23 protein-coding genes are annotated in these 22,595 nt (G+C 66.1%); 13 read left to right on the top strand and 10 right to left on the bottom strand.

Annotated elements, in window-relative coordinates:
• Positions 1–75 precede the first annotated feature (75 nt).
• Complete coding sequence (locus ACSQ1X_RS16525) at positions 76–1,236, top strand: acetate kinase (protein ID WP_436058448.1); 1,161 nt, start codon at positions 76–78, stop codon at positions 1,234–1,236.
• A 116-nt stretch (positions 1,237–1,352) separates the two neighbouring features.
• Here ACSQ1X_RS16525 and ACSQ1X_RS16520 read toward each other — a convergent pair whose 3' ends face one another.
• Both ACSQ1X_RS16520 and ACSQ1X_RS16515 read right to left on the bottom strand, forming a co-directional pair.
• Positions 1,353–2,240, bottom strand: a complete 888-nt coding sequence (locus ACSQ1X_RS16520; protein WP_436058447.1) for an SDR family oxidoreductase — start codon at positions 2,238–2,240, stop codon at positions 1,353–1,355.
• Positions 2,237–3,175: a helix-turn-helix transcriptional regulator gene (locus tag ACSQ1X_RS16515; protein ID WP_436058446.1), complete on the bottom strand. Its 939-nt coding sequence runs from the start codon at positions 3,173–3,175 to the stop codon at positions 2,237–2,239. The genes ACSQ1X_RS16520 and ACSQ1X_RS16515 overlap by 4 nt, the downstream gene beginning before the upstream one ends.
• A gap of 89 nt (positions 3,176–3,264) precedes the next feature.
• On the opposite strand from ACSQ1X_RS16515, the gene ACSQ1X_RS16510 reads away from it, so the two are divergent.
• Positions 3,265–3,828 carry a GNAT family N-acetyltransferase gene (locus ACSQ1X_RS16510; protein ID WP_055804625.1) on the top strand — a complete coding sequence of 188 codons (564 nt, stop codon included), beginning with the start codon at positions 3,265–3,267 and terminating at the stop codon, positions 3,826–3,828.
• An 18-nt stretch (positions 3,829–3,846) separates the two neighbouring features.
• Here the strand turns inward: ACSQ1X_RS16510 and ACSQ1X_RS16505 are convergent, their stop codons facing one another.
• On the bottom strand, positions 3,847–4,449 hold the full coding sequence (locus ACSQ1X_RS16505) for a dihydrofolate reductase family protein (RefSeq protein ID WP_436058445.1): 603 nt from the start codon (positions 4,447–4,449) through the stop codon (positions 3,847–3,849).
• A gap of 331 nt (positions 4,450–4,780) precedes the next feature.
• Here ACSQ1X_RS16505 and ACSQ1X_RS16500 point away from each other — a divergent pair, with 331 nt between their 5' ends.
• Positions 4,781–5,506: a hypothetical protein gene (locus ACSQ1X_RS16500; RefSeq protein WP_436058444.1), complete on the top strand. Its 726-nt coding sequence runs from the start codon at positions 4,781–4,783 to the stop codon at positions 5,504–5,506.
• A 219-nt stretch (positions 5,507–5,725) separates the two neighbouring features.
• Positions 5,726–6,181 carry an SRPBCC family protein gene (locus ACSQ1X_RS16495; protein WP_436058443.1) on the top strand — a complete coding sequence of 152 codons (456 nt, stop codon included), beginning with the start codon at positions 5,726–5,728 and terminating at the stop codon, positions 6,179–6,181.
• 88 nt (positions 6,182–6,269) lie between these two features.
• Here ACSQ1X_RS16495 and ACSQ1X_RS16490 read toward each other — a convergent pair whose 3' ends face one another.
• Positions 6,270–8,489 carry a S9 family peptidase gene (locus ACSQ1X_RS16490; RefSeq protein ID WP_436058442.1) on the bottom strand — a complete coding sequence of 740 codons (2,220 nt, stop codon included), beginning with the start codon at positions 8,487–8,489 and terminating at the stop codon, positions 6,270–6,272.
• 683 nt (positions 8,490–9,172) lie between these two features.
• On the opposite strand from ACSQ1X_RS16490, the gene ACSQ1X_RS16485 reads away from it, so the two are divergent.
• Entirely contained in the window at positions 9,173–9,736 is a 564-nt protein-coding gene (locus tag ACSQ1X_RS16485) for a hypothetical protein (protein WP_436058441.1), read from the top strand.
• A gap of 70 nt (positions 9,737–9,806) precedes the next feature.
• Here the strand turns inward: ACSQ1X_RS16485 and ACSQ1X_RS16480 are convergent, their stop codons facing one another.
• A complete protein-coding gene (locus ACSQ1X_RS16480) occupies positions 9,807–10,865 on the bottom strand; it encodes an arsenic resistance protein (RefSeq protein WP_436058440.1) in 1,059 nt (352 codons plus the stop codon).
• 163 nt (positions 10,866–11,028) lie between these two features.
• Between ACSQ1X_RS16480 and ACSQ1X_RS16475 the strand changes: the two genes are divergently transcribed.
• Positions 11,029–11,388 (top strand): hypothetical protein, encoded by a 360-nt coding sequence (locus tag ACSQ1X_RS16475; protein ID WP_436058439.1) that lies wholly within the window; start codon positions 11,029–11,031, stop codon positions 11,386–11,388.
• 193 nt (positions 11,389–11,581) lie between these two features.
• Here ACSQ1X_RS16475 and ACSQ1X_RS16470 read toward each other — a convergent pair whose 3' ends face one another.
• The gene (locus ACSQ1X_RS16470; protein WP_436058438.1) at positions 11,582–12,709 is read right to left on the bottom strand and encodes an LCP family protein; all 1,128 of its coding nucleotides are present in this window, start codon (positions 12,707–12,709) and stop codon (positions 11,582–11,584) included.
• Between the two features lie 51 nt (positions 12,710–12,760).
• Positions 12,761–13,387 (bottom strand): low molecular weight phosphatase family protein, encoded by a 627-nt coding sequence (locus ACSQ1X_RS16465; RefSeq protein WP_436058437.1) that lies wholly within the window; start codon positions 13,385–13,387, stop codon positions 12,761–12,763.
• Between the two features lie 305 nt (positions 13,388–13,692).
• Between ACSQ1X_RS16465 and ACSQ1X_RS16460 the strand changes: the two genes are divergently transcribed.
• Together ACSQ1X_RS16460 and ACSQ1X_RS16455 are read left to right on the top strand one after the other, a co-directional pair.
• Positions 13,693–13,938, top strand: coding sequence for a hypothetical protein (locus tag ACSQ1X_RS16460; RefSeq protein ID WP_436058436.1), 246 nt, complete (start codon positions 13,693–13,695; stop codon positions 13,936–13,938).
• 148 nt (positions 13,939–14,086) lie between these two features.
• Positions 14,087–14,356 carry a hypothetical protein gene (locus ACSQ1X_RS16455; protein ID WP_436058435.1) on the top strand — a complete coding sequence of 90 codons (270 nt, stop codon included), beginning with the start codon at positions 14,087–14,089 and terminating at the stop codon, positions 14,354–14,356.
• Positions 14,357–14,439: 83 nt separating this feature from the next.
• On the opposite strand, the gene ACSQ1X_RS16450 is transcribed toward ACSQ1X_RS16455, so the two are convergent.
• Positions 14,440–16,263, bottom strand: coding sequence for a DUF222 domain-containing protein (locus ACSQ1X_RS16450; protein ID WP_436058434.1), 1,824 nt, complete (start codon positions 16,261–16,263; stop codon positions 14,440–14,442).
• A 501-nt stretch (positions 16,264–16,764) separates the two neighbouring features.
• Here ACSQ1X_RS16450 and ACSQ1X_RS16445 point away from each other — a divergent pair.
• The 5 genes from ACSQ1X_RS16445 (at position 16,765) to ACSQ1X_RS16425 (ending at position 21,386) form a co-directional block, all read left to right on the top strand.
• Positions 16,765–17,079 carry a hypothetical protein gene (locus tag ACSQ1X_RS16445; protein ID WP_436058433.1) on the top strand — a complete coding sequence of 105 codons (315 nt, stop codon included), beginning with the start codon at positions 16,765–16,767 and terminating at the stop codon, positions 17,077–17,079.
• Between the two features lie 25 nt (positions 17,080–17,104).
• Complete coding sequence (locus ACSQ1X_RS16440) at positions 17,105–17,383, top strand: PqqD family protein (protein WP_436058432.1); 279 nt, start codon at positions 17,105–17,107, stop codon at positions 17,381–17,383.
• 42 nt (positions 17,384–17,425) lie between these two features.
• Entirely contained in the window at positions 17,426–18,706 is a 1,281-nt protein-coding gene (locus ACSQ1X_RS16435) for a hypothetical protein (protein WP_436058431.1), read from the top strand.
• Positions 18,707–18,825: 119 nt separating this feature from the next.
• Complete coding sequence (locus tag ACSQ1X_RS16430) at positions 18,826–20,418, top strand: polysaccharide biosynthesis tyrosine autokinase (RefSeq protein WP_436058430.1); 1,593 nt, start codon at positions 18,826–18,828, stop codon at positions 20,416–20,418.
• 23 nt (positions 20,419–20,441) lie between these two features.
• Entirely contained in the window at positions 20,442–21,386 is a 945-nt protein-coding gene (locus tag ACSQ1X_RS16425) for a nucleotidyltransferase family protein (protein WP_436058429.1), read from the top strand.
• On the opposite strand, the gene lepB is transcribed toward ACSQ1X_RS16425, so the two are convergent.
• Together lepB and ACSQ1X_RS16415 are read right to left on the bottom strand one after the other, a co-directional pair.
• Positions 21,328–22,068 (bottom strand): signal peptidase I, encoded by a 741-nt coding sequence (gene lepB, locus ACSQ1X_RS16420; protein ID WP_436058428.1) that lies wholly within the window; start codon positions 22,066–22,068, stop codon positions 21,328–21,330. The two genes, ACSQ1X_RS16425 and lepB, sit on opposite strands and share 59 nt — an antisense overlap.
• Before the next feature lie 74 nt (positions 22,069–22,142).
• The gene (locus ACSQ1X_RS16415; RefSeq protein WP_436058427.1) at positions 22,143–22,544 is read right to left on the bottom strand and encodes a VOC family protein; all 402 of its coding nucleotides are present in this window, start codon (positions 22,542–22,544) and stop codon (positions 22,143–22,145) included.
• Positions 22,545–22,595 lie beyond the last annotated feature (51 nt).

Here is a 22,595-nt window from a genome sequence, read left to right as displayed (position 1 = left end):
CCGCCGCGGCTGACGCAATGGCGCTACGATCGAACTTCCACCGACCACCGCAGCAGCTACGGCTTAGGAGGCCCAGTGCTCGTCCTCGTCATCAACTCCGGTTCGTCCTCGCTCAAGTACCAGGTGCGGGACGTGGCATCCCACAGCGTCCTGACCGAGGGGCTGATCGAAAAGATCGGGATGGGCAACGGCGGTGAAGGCGACGGCGAGATCGAGGGCCCGCGGGACCATGCCGAGGCGCTGGAGCAGGTGGACGCCGCCATCCACGAGGTGCTGGGGGACCGGAAGCTGGACGCCGTCGGCCACCGCGTGGTGCACGGCGGTGAGCGGTTCGGCGAGCCGGTGCTGATCGACAACGAGATCACCCGCGCCATCGAGCGGCTCAACCCGCTGGCTCCGCTCCACAACCCGGCCAACGTCCTGGGCATCCGCGCCATCGCCAAGAAATGGCCGGACATGCCGCAGGTTGCCGTGTTCGACACCGCCTTCCACCGCACCCTGCCCGAGCACGCGTGGCGCTACGCGGTGCCGGACTCGCTGTACACCAACCACGGAATCCGCCGCTACGGCTTCCACGGCACCTCGCACGAGTACGTCTCGCACCAGGCGGCGGCGCTGCTGGACCTTCCAGTCGAAGAGTTCGACGGCGTGATCGCCCACCTGGGGAACGGCGCCTCCGTCACGGCCATCCGCGGCGGCAAGTCCGTGGACACCTCCATGGGCTTCACCCCGCTGGAGGGCCTGGTGATGGGCACACGCTCGGGCGACCTGGACCCGTCCATCCTCGTGTTCCTGGGCCGGGCCGGCTGGTCCACGGAGGACATCGACTCCCTGCTCAACCGCGAATCCGGGCTGAAGGGCCTCGCGGGAAACAACGACATGCGCTCCGTGGTGGAAGCCTCCGAAGGCGGCGATGCCCGCGCAACCACGGCGCTTGCCGTCGCGTCCTACCGGCTTGCCAAATACATCGGCGGGTACCACGTGGCCGTGGGCGGGGCGAAGGCGCTGGTGTTCACCGCCGGCATCGGCGAGAACTCGCACCAGTTCCGCACGCTGGTGGGGGACAAGCTGGGGGCGCTGGGCATAGAGCTCGACGCCGGGCTGAACAGTGAGCGGTCCAAGGAACCCCGCGTGATTTCCACGCCAGAGTCGCTGATCCCCGTCCTGGTGGTTCCCACCGACGAGGAGCGCGCCATCGCGGAGGCGACCGCCGCCGTCGTGCATTCCGCTTCCTAACCGGGACGCTCTCTCACTTTTGGTCGCCTTTCCCGGGACGCTCTCTCACTTCTGGTCGCCTTTCCCCGGACCCTCTCTCACTTCTGGTCGCCTTTCCCCAGACGCTCTCTCACTTCCTACGCGTGGGCGAGGTTGCTGGACAGTTCGCGGTGGGCGTCGGCCTGGTCCTGGAGAGCTTTGGCCCGGGCCTCGAACACGCCGACGGCGTCGGCTCCCGCCGCGAAGCGCAGCGGCGGTTCATCCTGTTCGGCCAGTTCGATCAGGGCGTCGGCGAGCTTGGCCGGATCGCCGCCCTGCAGCCCGTTCATGCCCTTCCACGCGGCCACGGTCTGTTCGGTGCGCTCGGCGTAGTCCCCAATGGTGGATTCGGCGTAGCTTGTCGATTCCGGGGTGAGCAGTTCGGTGCGGAAGAACCCGGGTTCCACGATCATGGTGCGGATGCCGAACGGCGCCACCTCAGGCGCCAGGGACTCCGCCCAGCCCTCGACGCCGAACTTCGAGGCAGCGTATGCGGACAGGAACTCCCCGCCCGCGATGCCTGCCGTCGACGAGATGGTGACCACCAGGCCCGAGCGCTGCGCCCGCATCACCGGCAGGGCCGCGCGGGTGACGTTCATGGGCCCGAACATGGTGGTTTCGATCTGTGCCCGGAAGTCCTTCGGGGTGATTTCCTCGAAGAACCCGGCGTAGAAATTGCCGGCGTTGTTCACAAGGACGTCGATCCGGCCGAAGTGGTCCACGGCTGCCTGGATTGCGGCCACGGCGTCGGCGGGGTCGGTGACGTCGAGCTTGACGGCGAGGAGGTGCTCGTTTTCGCCGACGGCCTGGGTGACCTTTTCGGGGTTGCGGCTGGTGGCGACCACGGCGTGGCCTGCGGCGAGGGCCGCCTTTGCGATGTCGGTGCCCATGCCTCGGCCGGCGCCGGTGATGAACCAGACCTTTTTCCCGGCGGCGGTATTCGCGGCGGTGGTGTTCGCGGTGATGGTGTCGTGCTGTTCAGTCATTGTGTTGTGCTGTCTTTCCGTGTGGATGTTTCGGGTTTGGTGGTTGTGTCGGCGGGCGGTGCCGCCCAGCTGGCGAGGAATGCCAGCGCGTTTTCGGAAGCGGAGCCCGGCTCCGCGGTGAAGGTGAACAGGGTCTGTCCCTCGTCGCCGGGGAGGTGCAGCGTTTCGAACTGCAGGGACAGTTCCCCGGCCACCGGGTGGTGGAAGCGCTTGGTTCCGGTGGTGTGGATCCGCACGTCGTGCCCTGCCCACAACGCGGCGAACAGTCCGCTGCGGGTGGTCAGCTCACCGACTAGCTCGTTCAGCGCCCGGTCGTGGGGGTTCCGCCCCGTTTCCAGCCGGAGCATCGCGACTGTGGTGGCCGCGATCGCCCGCCAATCTGGGTACAGGTCAGCCGCGCGCGGATCGAGGAAGAGGTAGCGCGCCTGGTTCGGCGGCCGGCCGGGAGTGTCCGGACCGGATGATGCGGGGGAGTCGAACACCTCCGAGTACAGCGCGCGGCCCAGCAGGTTGGCTGCCAGCACGTCGGACCGGCCGTTCTGCACCATGGCCACCACTCCGGTCATACCGTCCAGCAGGCGCAGCACACCGGGACGGACCCGTTGCTGCGGCGGCCGGCGCGGTGCCTTGCGCGACTCCACACGCGAGGGAGAGTTGGCCGTCCGCGCCAGATCCATCAGATGAGTCCGCTCGGCGTCATCCAGTTGAAGAGCCGAGGCCACGGCCTCAAGCACCGAGTCAGAGACGCCGCGGATGCTGCCGCGTTCCAGCCGCGTGTAGTAGTCCGTGCTTACCCCGGCGAGCTGCGCCACTTCCTCACGGCGCAGGCCCGGCACCCGCCGCAGCTCCCCGTAGTTCGGGATGCCGGCCTGCTCCGGGCTGATCTTCGCGCGACGCGACATCAGGAACTCACGGATTTCGTCTTTTCTGTCCACATCCACCACGGTACGCAGGCCGCAGATCCGGTGGCAGTGTCTATCGGACACCCCCAGTGTGCTGAAGCGGCGGAGGGTACGCTCAAACCATGCCGGACATCAGACTGCCCATCCGCACCGACCGCCTGGTCCTCCGCCGTTTCGAGGCCGCCGACCTCGACGCCTTCTACGCCTACCACTCGCTGCCCGCAACCGCACGGTTCCTGCCGGGCGAAGCCAAGAGCTACACGCAGTGCATGGAACGGGTGGGCAACTACGCCAACTTTGTTTTCAAAAAGGAAGGCGACTGGGTGGCGCTGGCCATTGAGGCCGCGGATTCGCCGGGCTTGATCGGCGAAGTGGTGCTGAAATGGCTGCCGGGCCTCGGCCAAGCGGAGGTGGGCTGGAGCCTGGCCCCGGGAGCGCGCGGCAAGGGCTACGCCACCGAAGCTGCGGAGGCGATGCTGAAGCTAGGGTTCGAGGGCCTGGACTTCCACCGGATCGACGCCAAACTGGACGCGCTGAACACGGCGTCGGCCTCGATCTGCGAGCGGCTGGGCATGCGCTTGGAGGGCAAGCACGTGGACAAGTGGCGGTACAAGGGCGTGTGGGCCACGGAAGTTGTCTACGCCATGCTGCGCGACGAATGGACAGCACGGAAAGCGGGCAGCTGACGCGCCAGCTGCCTGGAACTAGGCGCCGGCCCCGTACGTCCCGTACTCCGGAAGCCCTGCCGACTCATAGACAAGATTGGCGAGTCCGCCCGGCGTCGTACTGCTGCTGACCAGACGCAGGCCCGCCGGGGCGCCTCCCACCGGAAACAGCCGCCGCCCGTTCCCGACCACCACCGGGGCGATCACCAGCCTCACATCGTCAATCAGCCCGGCGGCCAGCAGGGACTGCGCCAGCCTGGAACTCCCGTGGATCTGCAGCTCCCTTCCGGGCTGCCGCTTCAATTCGGCGACCTGTGCGGCGACGTCCCCGGAGAGGATGGTCGTCGGTGCCCACGTGGCCTGCTTCAAGCTCTGGGAGGCCACGTACTTCGGGAGGCCGTTCATCTTTTCGGAGAACGGATCATCGGGGTCCGTAATCTGGGGCCAGTCGCGAGAAAAGTTGTCGTAGGTGCGACGGCCGAATAGCAAAGCGTCCGCCTGGCCCAGCCAGTCCACAGCCTGTTGCACGAACTCCTCATCCAAGTGCGGGACAAACCACCCTCCTTGGGTGAAGCCGTCGCTTGTGTCCTCATCCGGGGAGCCGGGACCCTGCGACACGCCGTCCAAGGTTAAGAACTGCATCAGCGTCAGTCTCATGGTGTGTTACCTCTCCGTAGGGGTTCAGCATCGGTTCTGGAGTAGCTCACTTCGTCCACATCCACCACGGTACGCAGGCTGCAGATGCGGTGGCAGTGTCTATGGCCCCCAGTGTTCTGAAGCGGCCAGGATGCGCTCTTCGAGAAGGGCTACCTCTTCTAGCTTCATGCTCCTAATCTGTTGCTACGGGCGAAGTTAATCTCGCCCGCTCCAGCCACATTGAAGCAATGGAAAGCCTGGCCATGCCTCCCGCAGGGGATCAGGGGCACCGTTGGGAAGCAGCCGGCTTGGAGAGGAGAAGGCGATGGAAACGGACGTGGAACCAAGAGCATTCTGGGGGAGGATCGGTGCGATTGCGCTTCCCCTCGGCGTCATCCTGCTGGTGGCCGCGACGGCGGTGCACCCGTCCAGGGAAGACCCCATGAACCACACTGCAGTCTTTAGGGAGTACGCGCAGACCGATGGCTGGATTGCCATCCACTTCACGCAGTGGCTCGCCGCCCTGATGTTCTTCGGCGGGCTCGTGGCCCTGTACTTTGCCATGACCGCCAAGAAGGAGGGGCCAAAACCGCTGGCGCGGTTCGGCCTGGTCGCGGTGGTGCTGACCGCGGCGGCCATCACCATGCTCCAGGCGGTGGATGGTGTGGCGCTCAAATGGGCGGTGGATGCCTGGGCGGTGGCTCCCGCCGATCAGGAGTCGTCAGCGCTTTCGGCAGCCATGGGGTTGAGATGGACTGAGTACGCGCTGCAGAGCTATTCCAACATCCTGCTCGGACTCGCGCTGATTTTCTATGGGCTGGCTATCGCGTACGGCTACGCGTTCGCCCGCTGGCCGGGATGGCTGGCCGCCGCTTCTGGAATCGCATGGATCATCCACGGCCTGATGGTTTCCTATGTTGGCCTGTTCGATTCGGCGCCCCGGTTGGTGGCGCTGGTGCTCATGGCCGCCTGGGCGTTCATCATGGCTGTGCAAATGTGGCCCAGCGGCCGCCGCGGACAGGCCGCCGGCGCCGCGGCACCGACGGGTCCAGTCACCGCATAGTTCGAGGTCACCGCATAGTTCGAGCCAACCACCAGCGATGGAGCCTGTCGGGACCCGGGTCTCGACAGGCTCAACCATGGGATTATCGTCGGGTTCTAAGGGCCCTTCCGCCGGGTCGCCGCAGCGTTGACACCACAGCCGGGGCCGGACCACACTGGCGCTAAACCTACCTGGCGGCCGAGCCGTGCCGTCAGCAGGAGTGTCCGAGGAGTACCAGCCATGCCCGTGATCGAAGAAAGTGTCTTCATAGCCCGCCCGCCCCAGGAGGTCTTCGAGTTCCTGATCAAGAGCGAGAACATCCCCGTCTGGGATTCATCCGTTGTCCAGGCAGAACAGGTAGGCGACGGTCCCGTTGGGGTGGGCACGCGGACCAAAGGCAGCAGCAAGGTATTGGGCCGGCACTTCGACTGGGTCAGCGAAAACACCCATTTCGATCCGCCCAACAAGACGGTGATCCGTTCCGTTGAAGGCAAGTTCGACTTCACCATCACAGACACCCTTGAGTCCGAGGGCGACGGGACCCGCCTCACCCACCGCATCGATGCAGGCACCGGGCTCGGCGGGGTCTTCGGCAAACTGGCCGACCCGTTCGTGCAGAAGGCCCATACCCGGACGGTCCGCGCGAACCTCGAGACCCTCGCGGACTTATTGGCAGAACACCACGACGGCGGATAGCCCGCCACATACCCCATCGATTGCTCCGTAACTGCCGTTTTGGGGGCTCAGAACGGCCGTTACGGAGCAATCGATGGGGAGTTGAACCCTACTTCAGCCCGGCCCCCGGCAGCAGCTCCACGGCGCCCACGGAGTCGGCCACGAAGGCGTAGTCCCAGGCCCGCTCGCGCCACTGGACATACCGGCCGGAGGCCCCGCCGTGGCCGCCGTCCATCTCGATCTTCATGACGATCGGCTCAGACCCGGTGGAAACCGCACGCAGGGCCTGCACCCACTTGGCCGGCTCCACGTACAGGACGCGCGTGTCGTTGAACGAGGTCACTGCGGCGATCTTCGGATAGGGCAGGGCACCAACGTTCTCGTACGGCGTGTAGGACTTCATGTACGCGTACACGTCAGGGTCCGTGATCGGGTTGCCCCATTCCTCCCACTCGAGGGCGGAGAGCGGCAGCTCCGGATCGAGGATGGTGGTCAGCGCATCCACGAACGGCACGGCGGCCACAATGGCGGCGTACTTTTCCGGTGCCAGGTTGGCCACGGCGCCCATCAGCAGGCCGCCCGCGGACCCGCCCATCGCGGCAATGCGGTCAGGCGCGACCCATCCGGAACCAGCCAGCCAGTCCGTGGCCGCGATGAAGTCCGTGAACGTGTTCTTCTTGTGGAGCTTCTTGCCGTCCTCGTACCAGTGCCGGCCCAGCTCGCCGCCGCCACGGATGTGCGCAATCACGAACACGATCCCGCGGTCCAGCAGCGACAGCCGCGGGATGCCGAAGCCGGGGTCCATGCTCAGTTCGTAGGAGCCGTACCCGTACACCAGCCCGGCCGCGGAGGAATCGCGGGAAACCGAGGCGTGCCGCAGCACCGACAGGGGAACGCGGGTGCCGTCGGCCGCCGTCGCCCATTCCCGGGTGGCCACGTAGTCGGACGGCGAGTAGCCGCCCAGCACCGGGCTCTCCTTGCGCAGCAGCAGCTCGCCCGCGGGCTGGGAAGCGGTGGGCAGCACGAAGTCGTACACGCGCGACGGCGTGAAGTAGGACGTGTAGCCCATCCGGATCACTGGCGCCTCATAGTCGGAGCCCGCCACGCCGGCGGTGTACAGCTCCTCGTCGAACGCGGGCTCCACCGGATCGCCCTGCGCGGGCGTGCCCAGGCCGGCCTGCGCCAGCACCTGGACGCGCTCAATGGTGTCCTTGCGGACGGACACAATCACGTGCGTGGACGTGACGCCCGCGCCGTTGACGCGCACCTGGTCGGAATGTTCGACGACGGTGGTCCACTCCTGCTCGGCCAGCGGCTTGGCGAGCTCGGCCGGGTCCACCAGCGACACCATGGAGTTGATGGCGTTCCGGTTGTGCGTGACCAGAATCCGTTCGGCACCATCCAGCAGGAACGGCTCGGCCTCGTAGAGGACGCGTTCGTCGCGGGAAATCACGGTGCTGAGTCCGGCGTCGTAATCGTCAAAGCGGAGCAGCCGCGTCTCGCTGTACTCGGAGCAGCCGATGCTCAGCACGAGGTGACGCCTGTCGGAGGAGAGGTCGAAGCCCAGCCACATGGCGACGTCGTCCTCCTGGTAAATCACCTCATAGTCGGTGACCGGCGTGCCCAGCACGTGGGACTTCACCTGGTAGGGGCGCCAGGCGTCGTCCACCACGGTGTAGAACAGGCGCGTGCCGTCGGGGGAGAAGGAGACGCCATAGAAGATGTTCTCGATGACGTCCGGAAGCATTTCGCCGGTGCGCAGGTCCTTGAAGCGCAGCGTGAAGCGTTCGTCGCCGGCGTTGTCCACGGCGTAGGCGTAGAGGTTGCCGTCCACAGTCACGGCGGTGCCGCCCACCGCGAAGAACGGCTTGCCTTCGGCTTCCACGTTGCAGTCCAGCAGGACTTCTTCGCCGGGAAGTTCGACGCCGGCCTCCACCGCCGGGGGCGTCCAGTCGGCGACCGGGTCCCCGGTGTTCCGGGCCTTGACCCGGCACTGGATGCCATACTCCTTGCCCTCCACGGAGCGGGTGTAGTACCACCAGCCGTCCTTGCGGTTCGGGACAGACAAGTCTGTCTCCTGCGTGCGTCCCTTGATTTCCTGGAAGATCGCTTCCCGGAGCGGTTCCTGATGGGCGGTGACGCTTTCCTGGTAGGCGTTTTCGGCCTTGAGGTGCTCCACCACGTCCTCGGAGTCCTTGGCCCGCAGCCATTCGTAGTTGTCCACGAAGGTGTCGCCGTGGTGGGTCCGTTCCTTCGGGATCTTCCGGGCAACGGGGGCGGCGGACGCAGGAGTGTGGTCGGCAGGGTGCTGCACTGGAGTCTGGGTCATTGACTCAATATATAAAGCTATTCCGCTCCGGGCACCCGCGTTCGCTACCGGGGGATAGAGTGGTCCGCTTTCTTCGTGCGTAGCGCCCTGCACACCGCGTCACTTCTGCAACTTAAAGACAAGTAGTGGCCACTCACGCACAGGATGTTGGCGGTAAATAGTCTGTAGGAGTCGGTCGGCGGAGGACCTGGTCCCCCTGGGAACTCCCGCCAGTCCGATGCTTGGCCCGGACAACGTTCCGGATCACGTTGAGCTGGGCCGGCGGTGATAAGCCTTCTGAGACCGAGGCTTCCCCAGGCACCGCCGGCCCTTAGCTCACGTGAATTAGCCTGCGCGCTGACATTGTCCCGCGTTACTTCCGCCACCGTTGCGAGAGCTCCACAAAAGAACTCCAGAAATAGATACAAAAGGCCCTTGTCATGGTGGCGCGCAGGGTGTCCCCTTGGTGGGTCGGGATTCCCACAGTAGAACTCCTGACACGTAGCACAGTTTCACGCGGTTCCTGGCGAGGCCCAGGGCCGTTGCAACGGTTCTTGAGGACGCGCATCCTGTATGTCGCGTCGGATTTTGGCCCGTATTACTGGGGGGCCACGGACTGTTCTCGGACAACGGTATAGCCAGTGTCCGGGTGGATGTGCCACTACGTGCTGGTCTAAGCCAGCGCCTTCCCAGAGGTCAATCCCATGAACAGAATCGTCAAACGACTCATCATGCTTTTCGCAGTTGTCCTGTTTGTTTTCACGGCAGGGGTGTCGGCAGCCCAGGCGGCTAGTCCGCATTTCAAGAAGGGCGGCTCGCCGGTCTGCACCGTGAGCATTAGCGGGTCCACCGCGACAACAACATGTAGGGCGGTCATCACCGGACTTGGCGGCGAGGATCTCCGTGCCACCGTAACGGTTAGCGGAGCTGCGGTGTACCAGTGCCAGAACGGCGGCGGAAACACTGCACCTGGACAGAACAAGGTCGTCATTGGTCCGGCCGTCGCGCCAACTGACATTTCCGGCAGTGCAATCAAGAACGGTAACCTCACGCTCGTCACGAATCCGGCGGTCCTGACGGCGCCGACCACAGTAACCGGGGCCGAAGCTGGATGCCCCAATCCCAACTGGACCGGCGTCAACCCGGTGATCACGGTGACGAGTATTTCCCTCGTTATCGAGCAGCCAGTGGGAACGATCATCTTCAGCTGCTCGAAGTCCGACTCCAATGGATTGAAGGGGACGGTATCGCTCGCCTGTTCCGCGTAATTTGATTCCGCGGTTCACGGCCAGGCTCCAGGCACGGCCTCCTCAGAGGCAGGTCTGGAGCCTGGCTCCGTTAATGCGCCGAAGCGCCCGCAGGCACCAACCCCGGCAGGAAGCGCACATAGGCCACCATGCCGACGAGTTCCACCAGGGTCTGCGTCACGACCACCAGCGCGGCGAGGGCCAGCGGTTCGGGAAGCGCCAGTGCCAGCGGAAGCACCACCAGCGAATTGCGGGTCGCGCCGCTGAACACCACGGCCAGGCTCGCCGGGGCATCCAGCCGGGCGGTCCGGGCCGCGAGCAGGCCCAGCGGCACCATCACCAGCAGGAACGCGGCATACAGCGGCACCACGGCCAGCAGCGAACCCAGTTCCTGGCGCACGCCCGCGATCTGCGAACCCACCACCACGGCCAGCGTCGCCATCATGAGCGGGACCATCAGCGCTTGCATGGCCGCCATGACTTTGTGCCCCGGTGCGGAACCGATAACGGAAAGTCCGACGACGGAACGCCCGACGGCGGGAAGGTCACCTTCCCCGCCCGGCAAGGACCGTCCGGCAAGCCACTGCGTCAGCGCCGCCAAACCCAGCGGAACGATGATCAGCCCCACTAGTGCTTGCATAAACGGTGCCGGATCAATCGCCGACACCAGCTCCGGCCCCACGAACATCAGCAAGTACACCGGCAGCAGGAGCATCTGGGCGAGCATCAGTACCGGTGCCGCGGCGAGCAGCCGGTCGGCGGCCCCGCCGGCCAGACCGGTGAACACGATCACGTAGTCGATGCACGGCGTGAGGAGTACCAGCAGTAAGCCCACCAGGAGCGCCTGATCGCCGGCGACGAAACGGCTCAGCCCGAACACCACCAGGGGCACCACGGCGAAGTTGAGCACCAGCACCGTCGCCATGAAGGGCACGTCGCGTAGGGCCCGTCCCAGTGCCGCGAACGGGATCCCCAGGAATGTCGCGTAGAGCAGCAGCCCCAGTACCGGATTGATGGCCAGCTCCAGCACGGCGGCCGAGTCCGGCGCCAACAAACCCGCTGCGGCACCGGCCACAATCGCGGCAAGATACAGGCCGATCTGGCGGCGTTCCATCCATGCCACAAACGTCCGGGTCTTCACGGGCTCCATCGTAGGCGAGTCATTACCCCACGCCGCAGCCGGCCACAACACCCCCCGCCGTTCATAACGCCACTCTTTCCGCATGTGACGCTCAGTGTTGCGTACGTCACATTCGCTCCCTAGTCTGATGGAGGTCGCAGCGTCGCGGCCATGCAGTGAATAGGGGAAACACTTGAACGACAAACTCAAGGTTTTAGTACGGCTCGATCTCGATTGCGGACAGGCTGAAGTTGCCGCCCAAGGCCATGTGACGGCGAAAAGCCTCCAGGCCCTGTATGTGGTTGTGAAGAGGGCAAATCATCTGAAGGAAGGACTCCACCTGGTGGTGGATGTGAGCCACGCACATGTTGAGCCGGCTGCAATGGAGCATCTGCAGGCATGTTCGGAATCGCACCACCTGCCGGCGTCCATTGATCCGCTCCAGTCGGAATGCAACATCAGCGTCCTGGCTCCCGCACCGCGGGTTACCGCGCACCGGGGTACGGAGACGACAACCCGACGAAGGAGCCGGGCCATGAGCCTCGCCGCCTAAGCGGCGGAACGCAGCTCACCGCAACTCGCCTCACCGGAACGCACGACGGCGGCCTCGCTTAAGCGGCCGCCGTCGCCGGTAACTCATCTCACCGAAAAACATCACCATGCTTCAACAGCCACCTGTGTAGGCCCATAATCGCCTGCAGATGGCCCTTTGGCATGGTGGTCTCGAGCCCTCAAGTCCCGACCCCTCAGTTCCCGCCCTCGAAGCCGTTGGCCGCCACGTAGTCCGCCAGGGTGCCGTTGGCGAGTGCTGCTGACACGGCGCCTATCGCGCCGGGGTTCTGGAAGACGATCGACTGCCCGGTGGTGCTGAAGCCGAAGCCGCCGTCGGGTAGCCGGAAGAAGATGGCGTCTTCGGGGCCCACGTCACGCAAGCTGTAGCCCAGCCGCCACAGGTTGTCCAAGGTGAAGTCCTGGTCCAAGATCAGGTGCGGCCGAACTGCCTGCACCACACCCACCACCTTGTCAGGGTTGGTGAGCGTGCCGGCACTCATGAACTGGGCCACCAGGGCCTTGAGGAACGTCTGCTGGTTGCGGATGCGCTGGAAGTCGCCGTCGGCGAATGCGTAGCGCTCGCGGACGAACTCCAAGGCCTGGTCGCCGGTGAGCCGGTTGATGCCCGGGGTGAAGGTGTGGCCGGAGTCATGGGTGGATGTGAACGGAACGGTGACGTTGACTTCCACGCCGCCCAGAGCGTCGGTGGCCCTTTTGAAACCGGCAAAGTCAGTCATGACGGTGTGGTCGATGTGGGTGTTGAAAAGCCCTTCCACGGTCTGAACCATGAGCGGAATGCCGCCGAGTTCCAGCCCGGCGTTGATCTTCGCTTCGCCGCGGCCGGGGATGTTCACCCACATGTCGCGCATGATCGAGATGCCATAGATCTTTTGGCGGTCGGCCGGCACGTGGACCAGCATCAGGACGTCGGCGCGTTGATCGGCCGGTGTTCCGGCAGCTGCCTGGGCTTCTTCTGCCCGAGAGTCCCCGCGGCTGTCGCTGCCGATGATCAGGATGTTCATGGCCACGGGCGGCGGTTCAGGTGCCGGTGGCGGGGCCGGGGCCGGTGCAGGTTCGGTAGGTGACGGCGTCGAGGTGGCTCCTTCCGCCGTCGCCGCCCCGCTGGCGGTGGGAGCGGGCGGACCGCCGCGGCCCACCTGCGAGAACGCGTACGCGGTGCTGCCCAGGGCGATCACCAGGACCATGGCCAGGACGGCTTTGAGCCAAGTGGGCTGCCCGCGCAGCCAGACGGGAAGCCACGCGAAATTTCCTTGCGGCGGCTTGCTTTCAGCCGCTCCTTCCGGATCAGACTGGTTGTCCATAACCGGACGCTACCACCGCTGATGCGGAAAAGGGCGACGCCGAAAGTCCTGTTATGTGGGCGTGTTGAGCCGGGCGTAGCGAAGGATGGTGAGGATGGCGGGAGCCAGTTCGTCTTCCATCTGCCGGTAGACCTCGGGGCCGCGTTTGTAGGGGTCGATCACTTCGTTGTCCGTGCTGTCCGCGGCCAGGGCAAGGTGCCGGACCGAGGCGAGGCGGGCCGGCAGGCCGCGCCAGAGCGTGCCGGCGTCGGGCGCTTTGTTATTGCCTTCATTGCGGCTGGCTTCACCCGCGGCGGCGTCACGTTCCTCGAGGGCTTCCAGCATCCGCGCGAATTCCCGGATGGTGAAGGTGCGCTTGAGCAGGGAGGCGTCCAGCTGCAGCACCTCGCCGCGGTGCTTGGAAGTCATGGTCAGCACGATGTCCGTGTCGCGGAGGATTTTGGGGGTCAGCTGCCGGGCCGCGAAGCCCTTGTCCGTGCCGCCGTACATGTTCACGATCTCGGCGGAGAGCGGCTGGATGGGGCTGCCCACCATGGCGCGGGTGCCGGCGCTCCGCACCTCGAAGCCGCCGGGCAGGACCTGGTCCAGGCCGGCCTGCAGCAGGCGTTCGGCCACGGGGGAGCGGCAGATGTTTCCCGTGCAGACTGTGAGGATCCGTACGGGCGTTGGCGATTCCACGGTGAGGGCTCTTTCCGGAGTGGCTGTCAGATCGGTGCGATCCCTGATCTTCAACTTAACACGCAGGCAGTTCCTGTCCGGGGGCAAACCGCCCGGAGGAACGGGCAGATCTTGATCGAATCTTGCCGTTCGGTTGCGTGAACCTGAAGGCACAACAGGCACAGTGGGGTCAACCGGTGAAGAACACGGTCACAGCAGCTGGGCGGCCCGGCCGGGAGGCCCAACCGATTGCTACGGGGGACGTAGATGTCAGAGCTTGCTTATCGCATCAAGGACCATGCCGGAGCCACGCGCCGCAGGGCGGTGTGGGGCGGCCTGCGGCCAGCTCCGGAAACGACCGCTGCCCCCGTCTCTCAGTCCGCGACGGCGCCAGCTTTGGTCACGGCGGCACCGGTCACGGCGGCTTCAGTTACGCCGGCTTCAGCTACGACGGCTTCAGCTACGCCAGCCTCAGTTATGCCGGCCGCGGCGGCGCCAGCTTCGACCGGGTCAGCTTCAGCAGTGCTCGTCTCGGGAATTCGGGCCATTCCTTCGACCACGCATCCCAATGAGGCCGGACACCTTCGGCCCGCCGTCAAGGTGCCGGTCGAGCTCACCCTGCGGGGTCTTGGCGCCGTTTCCGGAAAGGTGAGCGTTCGAATCACTATAAATCCGGTAGCTCCCGTCTCATCGGCTTTGCGCGTTGGTGGGCAGGTGCCGGTGCCTGGCAGCCTGTCGTTTTCCTTCATCAGCGTGGGTGCGGCATGCGTCTTGCCGACGCTAACGCTCAAGGGTGCCACGTTCACGGCCGCCTTCATCTACGATATGGCCGCAGGTTCAACGGAGCTGGACTTCGCGATGGACGGTTATGGCCGACGTGGCAGGAATAGCGACCGCTGCGACTTCGAGGTGACCGCAGAAGTCACCGTCCACGAGCATGGCAAGCAGGCGCCGACAATTCTGGCGTGCACCTCCGTCATCCACCTCTGAGGTGGGGCCATCCACTCATGAGGTGGGGCGCCGGCCGCTTTGCAGGGCGGCAGTGCCCAGCCCGCTGTTCAGTGCCTGAACTTTCAGCACCTGAAGTAGGTGTTTCGTCGGGGTTCTTGTCGTGGGTCGATGTGGGGTGGCGGGATGAACCAGGGGATCCCGGTTTTGACGTGGATCTGCCACTGTTCCTTGTGGATCAGGTGGTGGTGATGGCTGCAGAGCAGGGCGCCGTTGTCTGTGCTGGTGGTTCCACCGCGTGACCAGTAGGTGATGTGGTGGGCTTCGCACCAGGGCGCGGGGATGGTGCAGCCCGGGAACGCGCAGCCCTGGTCGCGGGCAGTGAGGGCTTTGCGGATGTGCGGCGGGAAGACCCGGGTGGTGCGGCCGATGTCCAGGATCCTGCCCTGGCTGCCCAGGAGGACGGGGATGATGTCCGCGTCGCAGGCGATCTTCCGGACGGTGGCCGCGGTGACGGGGCCGGTGAACGTAAACGAGCCCGTGCCCGGGATGCCGGTGCCGGTGCTGCGTGTGGTGTCGTTGCTCTGGCCGGTGCCAGATGCCGCGGTAGTGCGGTCGAGGTTCTCCAACTGGTCGAGCAGGTCGCGGTAGTCGATGGTGACCATGACCTGGGGCCGGAGCCCGCCCGCGGCCGGGAGCGCCCCGGCGGCCAAGCCTGCTTTGCAGGCGCCGACGAGGCCATCGAGGAGCTGCTGCGGACGGGTCCGCTGATCCAGTTCCAGTTCCAGGTCCTGCTCTGCGTCGCCGGTGCCGGTGGTGTCGCTGTCGCTGCCGCCGCCGCTACCGTCGCCGGTGTCGGCGCCTGTGCGGGTGCGGGGGTTGGTGGCCGTGTTCATGGCGGTCAGGAGGGGTTCGTATTGGTCGGCGGTGGCGAAAAATTCCACATGGTACAGCCCGCGGCGGGGCTGGCGGAGGAACACGCCCTGCCGGCGGCGGAGCTCTTCTTCGGACGGTTCGGACCCGTCCTGGTCGAGCCCCTCGATCCAACGCTTCGCGATCCGGGACACGAAATCCGGGTCGCTCCCGGCCGCGTGGCGGGTCAGGTCAAGTTCCATCCGGGCCATGGTGTCTTCGGGGGCGTGGTGCCGGACCCGCTCCAGGGCCAGGGTGACGATGGTCGCTGAGCGGGACGCAACGGTTCCGGCGGCGACGGCGGCCGCGAGTTCGCGATGTACCGGAGGCTCGGTGTGCCCGGTAATCCCGGTCCTCGGCAGCACCGCGTCAGCCAAGCTGAGGCGCCGCCGGGCTTCGGCAATGCTGATCCGCAAGCTGGTGCGGAGGAACTCGGCGGCGTTCCGGCACCCGTCATCGGCCGGATCCGGCACCGGGCCTGCGGGCATGGATCCGGTATTCATCGGTTCGGGTTCCAGCGAGCCGGGATCCGCTGCCGCTGGTCCGGGGCCGGTGACCCAGCCACCGGCCCGGGGCGCCCAGCCGACCGGCCCTTGGGCGGCCACCGCGTCGGTGCCCCAACCCGTGGTCCAGCCAACCGCTGCGCCCGAACTTGAGCCCGAGCCGGTGCCCGCCCGCGCGGCCGCAGAAGCCTCGCGCCGCGTCCGGTCGACAGCTCCGGCCGCGACGATCTGCAGATATTCGAGGGTCCGGGAGACGTCCTCGACGTTGGCTGCGAAGCCAGCAGCCTCCCGGAAACCGAGCCGCCCGGCATACTCGACCGCCGTGGACGCGGCACGTTTGAGCAGCTCAAGGCTCCGGACCAGATCATCGGAACCACCGCCGTCGGACGCCGGCACGCGAAAGTGGGAGCCGGCGAGGGCGCCTGCGGGCACCGCGCGAAGGCTCCGCGTTGGCGCGACTACCAGGGACGGCACATCGGAAAACCCGCCCAGGCGCCCGGCCTGGTTCGGGGCGAGTTCTCCAACGGCTTCCATGGGATAACTCTGCCAGCGGGCACTGACATTTAAGGGGACAACCCGAAATCCTCAATTCTGCACAGATAGGAAACCTTGACCGAATCTTGCAAAACGGTTGCGTGAACCTTTCGCGTCGTTGGGAAGAGTGGTCGCAGCCGGCGAAAACGCGGTGAAAGCACACGGCCGGTCCAATCAGGGCTGGCCCCAGCCGAAAAATATGTGGGGGCGAAATTGTCTGAGGTTCTGAACGCAGAGGTCACGAGCAGCGAAGAGGGCGGTCTCAGCCGTCGCAGGATCGTTAAGGGGGCGGCTTGGTCCGTGCCCGTTATTGCGGCCGCTATTGCGGCTCCGGCAGCGTCGGCATCGGGTGGTACGGTCAGCGCGACCGCGACTTGGCTTTACGGAGCAACGCCCCAATACTTCAAGATCGGCGGGGGTGGAACCAAATTCAATGGGACTGGGCCCGCAAGTCTGAGTGTCAAAAACACAGGCACCTCGTCCTTCACCGGCACCATCACCGTGACGATTGATCTCGCACCGGTGGGGACTGTGCTCGTGGGAATCGGCGTTGAGTCGCTCCTCCCGGCCACTGTGTCGTCAGCGAGTGTGTTTACGCAGCACAAGTCCGCGGCATCGTTTTCCTACTCCGCGACGATCGCGAGCGGTGCGACGACCGACTTCCCCATCCGCTTTCATTACGAGACCATCAATCCGAAGCCCAGCAACGTCACGTATGCCTACGTCATGACTACTAGCGTGGTCGTGACTGCAAACGGTGGCGGGTCGCTCTCGCTCACGCCGACGGCCACCAACCCCACGGTCACCTTCCCGTGACCCTAGATCGATAGAGGCAGAGACTGTGATCTACCGCCGAGGCACCCTGGTCGCAGAAGTCCGCACCGAGTCAACAAGCCGGGTTGCCCTGCTTCACCTGGACGCAACCCAGCCCGTAGTCCTCGACGGCACCGCGGCGGCCATCTGGGACCTGATCGACGGCCGCCGCGACCAGGCGGACGTCATCGCCGAACTGGAAGCCACCTTCGAGGACGCGGCCGGCCAGCTGGCGCACCAAGTGGAAGATTTCCTGGCCAGCCTGGAAGCCCAGCGGCTCATCGAAGCTGCTGGCATCCCGGGTTAGTAGAAACCAAAGCAGCAACCGGCTGGACGGAAAGGGGGAGTCATGAGCGGCGAGGACAAAAAGCATGGCGTAGATTCGCAGCTCGACTGGGACTTCTCCAGCGGCTGGGACGCCCGGCTCTTTGAAGATCTGCGCGGCGGCGGGGAACTGCTGAGCGTCGACGTCCTCGGCACCCAGTTCGCCATCCGCTGGGGCCGTTCGGTCACCCCCGAGCAGCAGCACAGCATGCGCTCGGCCTGGTCGCGCTGTGCCGGTGCCGGGGCACCGATGGTCCCGCCGCTCGCCAAGGAACCCACGGAATCCCTGCCGTTCTCCGCTTCCGTCTCCTACTTGTCCCAAACGTACGACGGCGGCACGTTCCCCCTGCAGGCCGCCTCCTTTGCGGAGCTGGCTGAGAACCTCACCTCCCGGCTCACGGTCGCCGCGATCCTGGAGAACGCTGGCGAATTAATGATGCTCCACGCCTGCGGCGTTGCCTCTCCGGAGACCGGCGCCGTGGTGGCTCTCGTGGCCAAGTCCGGCACGGGAAAAACCACGGCTGCCTCGGTACTGGCCGGGACGTACGGGTATGTCACGGACGAAACGGTAGCCATCGGACCGGACGGATCGGTGCTTCCGTACCCCAAGCCGCTGTCCGTGAAGCAGGGGCCGGGCGCACCCAAACGCCAGGTGGGTCCCGACGAGCTCGGGCTCCTGCCGGCACCGGCCAAGCCCTTCATCCAGTCCATTGTGCTGCTCAACCGGATTGAACCGGACCAAGAAGCACACCAGGAAGCACACCAGGAGCCAACCCTCCGCCAGCTCCCGTTGGCTGACGGGCTGCTGGCCCTCATCCCGGATTCGTCCTCGCAGGCCGAAATCGACGAGCCGCTGCAGTCGCTGTGCCGGCTGATCGACCGCGTCGGGGGAGTCTGGCAGGTGACCTATTCGGAGGCCGAGGACCTGCCGGCAGCCTTGGAGCCGCTCTTCCGCAAGCAGCGCCGTTCGAAGCCCGTCTGGGAGGCCCGCAGCCGCCCAGCGCGCGCAGAAGAAGCCGAGCCCGACGACACGACCCCCGTCCCGGACGGCTGGATCCGCCGGGTTGAACCGAAGGACGCCGTAGCTGTCGACGGCGACCTGCTGGTGATGCTGGAAGCGGAGATCGTGCGGCTGAGCGGGATCGGGCCGGCGATCTGGGAAGCCACCGCAAACGCAGTAACGCTGGACGAGTTGGCCGAAGAAATCGCAAAAGTGCACGGCAGGCCGGAGGGCTACAAGGCCGCCGTCGCTGCAGCCGCCGGGCAGCTGATCGCCAAATCAGTTTTGGAACAGGGCAGCGAATAACGCAAGGCACCGAATGCGCAGGGCGGCGACTAGCCGCCAGCCGCGCGGGGCACCGCACGACGCAACACCCCGGCAACGAAGACCGGGCAGGGAAACATACAAACTTGGAAGGAACCACCATGAGCGTCAACACTGTGCCCGCGGGCGAAACTCCCGCCGGCCTGGACCTGGCCGACTACCTGCGCGTGGTGCGGGTGTACTGGAAGGCAATCGTCGCCTTCACCCTGCTGGCCACGTTGACGGCCTTCGGCTGGACCGTCCTGCAACCGAAGATCTACTCGTCCGATTCCAGCGGCATTGTGGTCACCCCGGGCTCGGACAACGTGAGCCTTTCCCTCGCCGGGGACAGCCTGGCCAAGGCGAAGGTCAAGAACTACGAGTCCGTGGCCAAGTCCCGGCTGGTAGCGGACCGGGTCATCGCCTCCCTGGAGCTCAAGACCACGGCCGATGCGCTGCTCGGCACCATCAGCGTGAAGGTTCCGCTGGACACCGCGGAGATCCGGGTGACGGCCCAGTCGCCGGATCCGGCAACCGCCCAGCGGGTGGCCGATGCCTGGGTGAACGGCCTCGCCGCCCAGGTGGAAGCCATCGAGACCGCCACCCCGGAAACAGCCACAACAGAAACAACCACGCCCGACGCCGGCACCTCACCGGCCGCTGCACCAGCGGCCACGGCCTCTGCCGTCCGGATCCTCCCGCTGGGCAAGGCCGTCCTTCCCACCAGCCCCGTGTCCCCGAACGTCAAGCTCACCCTGGCGCTCGGCGCGCTGATCGGCCTGGCCCTGGGCGTGGCCTATGCGCTGGTCCGCCGGCACCTGGACCGTAGAATCCGCAACGCCGCGGAGATCGAGCGGCTCTTCGACGTCCCGGTCATCGGCACCCTCCCCGTTGATCACCGCCTGGACGAAAAAAGCACCATCCTGGACGCCGGGGCCGCCGCGCAGCTCCACGACGGCGGCGGGGCGATGGCCGAGGCCCTCCGGGAACTCCGCACCAACATCAGCTTCCTGGACGTGGACCAGCCGCCGCGGATCATCGTGGTCACCAGCTCCATGCAGGCCGAAGGCAAGTCGACCGTGACGGCCAATCTGGCGGTCACCATGGCGGCCGCCGGTGAGAACGTTGTGGTGGTCGACGGCGACCTCCGCCGCCCCACGCTGGTGGACGTTTTCAACCTGGTTCCGGGAGTCGGGGTCACCGATGTGCTTACCGGCACCGCCGAGCTGGAGGACGTCCTGCAGCCCTGGGGTGCGCTGCCCAACTTGTCCGTCCTCGGCTCGGGCCGCATTCCGCCGAACCCCAGCGAGCTGCTCGGGTCCAAGGCCATGAAGAACATGCTCAATGCCCTGGCGGAGAATGCCATCGTCCTGATTGATGCCCCGCCGCTGCTGCCGGTCACGGATGCTGCCGTCCTGTCCCGCGTCGCGGACGGCGCCATCGTGGTGATCCGCACTGGCCGGACCACCCAGGAACAGCTGGGGCAGTCCCTGGGCAACCTGGAAAAGGTGAAGGGCCGCATCCTGGGCGCCGTTCTCAACTACGTGCCCACCAAGGGCACGGACGCATACTCCTACTACGGCACGTACACCTCCGCGCCTGAGACGCAGGAAGCACTTGAGTTCGTGCACCCTGACGCCACGGCGCACGAACCCCGGTGGGACGCAGAAGACGTCCTGGAACCCGCCACCGCCGGCCGCCGGGCACGGGGCTAGGTCCAGCCGTGCCGAACCCAGCCATGCAGGACCCAAGCGACAAAACGCTGCTGAGCATTCCCGAAGCCGTGCTCCTGGGCCATGCCCTGGTGCAGCGGGTGGCGGACAGCCTGGGGATCCGGGCGTTCTTCATCAAGGGTCCGGCCAGCGTGGTCCAGGGGCTACGGCTGCCCAAGATGTCAGTGGACGTGGACGTCTTTGTGCCCCCGGCGGACCTCGAACCGTTGCTGGTCGGCCTGCAGCAGCGTGGCTGGCGGGAGCGCCCCGTGGACCCGGACGGCAAGACGTTCCCTAAGCATTCCGTGACCGTCGATCACCCGTCCTGGCCCTGCTGCATCGACGTCCACTTCCGCTTCCCGGGAATGGAAGGCGACCCCAACGCGTGCTTCGATGTGATGTGGGCGCACACGGAGGACCTTGAACTTGCAGGGCAGGTGGTGCGGGTCCCGTCAAAGGCGTTGGGAATCCTCATCCTTGCCCTGCATGCCCTCCGCTCGCCCCATCTTCCGGCGTGCAGCCAGGAGCTCGTGTTCCTTGCGGAGCTCACCGAGCGGGAGTCGCACGCGGCGGAAATCCTGGAAATCGCCACGGCCACCGGTTCGCTTGCTGCCATGCGCCCCTTCCTCGAGGACCTGGTCTCCCAGCCGAAGCCAGAAGAATGGCCGGAGGCGTCCACGGAATGGCGCAACCGCCTGCTAGCGAAGGAGCCGGGCAGCGCCCGGATCATCGCCATTGCCCAGGCCCCGCTGCGGGACAAGCCGAAGATGCTCTTCCGCGCGGTCTTCCCGCCCACAGAGGTCTTCCTCACAGGGAACATCTACGCCGACATGACCTTCAAAGGCCGCCTCCGGCAGCATCAGGCCCGGTGGGCCCGCTTCCTGCGCGCGGTCCCGAAGATCGTCAAGGACCTCAGCCAACTCCGCCGGCGTGATCCAGCGGCCAAATCCGCAGGGCCACTTCACCGATAACCTCGGAAGTCCCCACCGTCCGGACGCACCCCGGCGACGCGCCATTCGAAAACGCCGACGCCGGGTTCCCGGCTTGCGTCCGGCAGTCCACCACCGAGTCCGCCGAGCCGGAGCGGTGGTCGCCCAGCATCACCAGCTGGCCCTCGGGAACAGTGAATGACGGGAAGCAGCGCGCCGAGCTGGGAACCGAGGCACAGTCTAAAACCCCGGGCTGAAAAGGGAAGTCCTGGTAGATGTAGGGCTCGTCCAGCGGCTGGCCATCCACGCTTACCCGGCCATCGGTGCCGCAGCAGCTGACGGTCTGGCCGCCCACGGCGATGACGCGCTTCACCATGAACTGCTCGTTGGAAACGCCGATCCCCGTAAGGTCGCCGAAGGCGCGTGCCACGGAGACCAGCCCGCCGCCGTCGGGCGCTGCTGTTTCATGTTGCCAGGAGGCCGGACGAGTGAACACCACCACGTCCCCCCGCTGCGGTGAGCTGCCCGCGTAAGCCAGTCGGTTCACCAGGATCCGGTCGCCGCCGCCCTGCGAGCCCTGCAGCGTCTGTTCCATGGAGCCGGACGGCACCCGGTACACCTTGACCAGGAACGCCTGGACCAAGGCGATGGCGAGGAGGGCAACCAGCATATTGAGGGCGAGCAAAGCCCAGAGGGGGAGCTTCCTGCGGGCGGCTGCGTTCACGCCCCAAAACTACCCCACAACGCCCGTGGGGCTCTGATGCGGTCAGTGGGCAACTGTTCGAGCAGCGGCACTGCTCAGGGGGCGGGTTCGTACCCGATGAGCCAGTGGAGTCCGTGGCGGTCGATCACCTGGCCATCGGATGCACCCCAAGGCTTGGGGGCCAGGGGATCCACCACGTGGCCGCCAACGGCGAGCTTGTCGAACCACTCGTGGAGGGTCTCGGGTTCGGCGGTCCCCAGCAACGAGAGCATGAGGCCTTCGAACCGGACCGTCTTCCCGTCGGCTGGCGCATCCGATCCCGCCAGGGCCACGGTGCCGCTGAGGACTCCGTGGGCGATGTGATCCGGCGGGCCGTCGCTGCTACCGAAGTCCGCCTTGGTGTAGAGGGATAGCTCTCCACCGAAGACGTCTTGGTAAAAGGTGAGTGCTTCGCGCGCCGTGCCGGGGAAACTGACATAGATCTGCGGTGCCGTCATGCCCACAGCCTACACACGCGGATTTAGTCATCAGTGCCCGCTGGCAACCAT

Source organism: Arthrobacter sp. LjRoot78 (assembly GCF_964254335.1).
Classification (GTDB): domain Bacteria; phylum Actinomycetota; class Actinomycetes; order Actinomycetales; family Micrococcaceae; genus Arthrobacter.
This window is presented reverse-complemented; position numbering and strand designations above follow the sequence as displayed.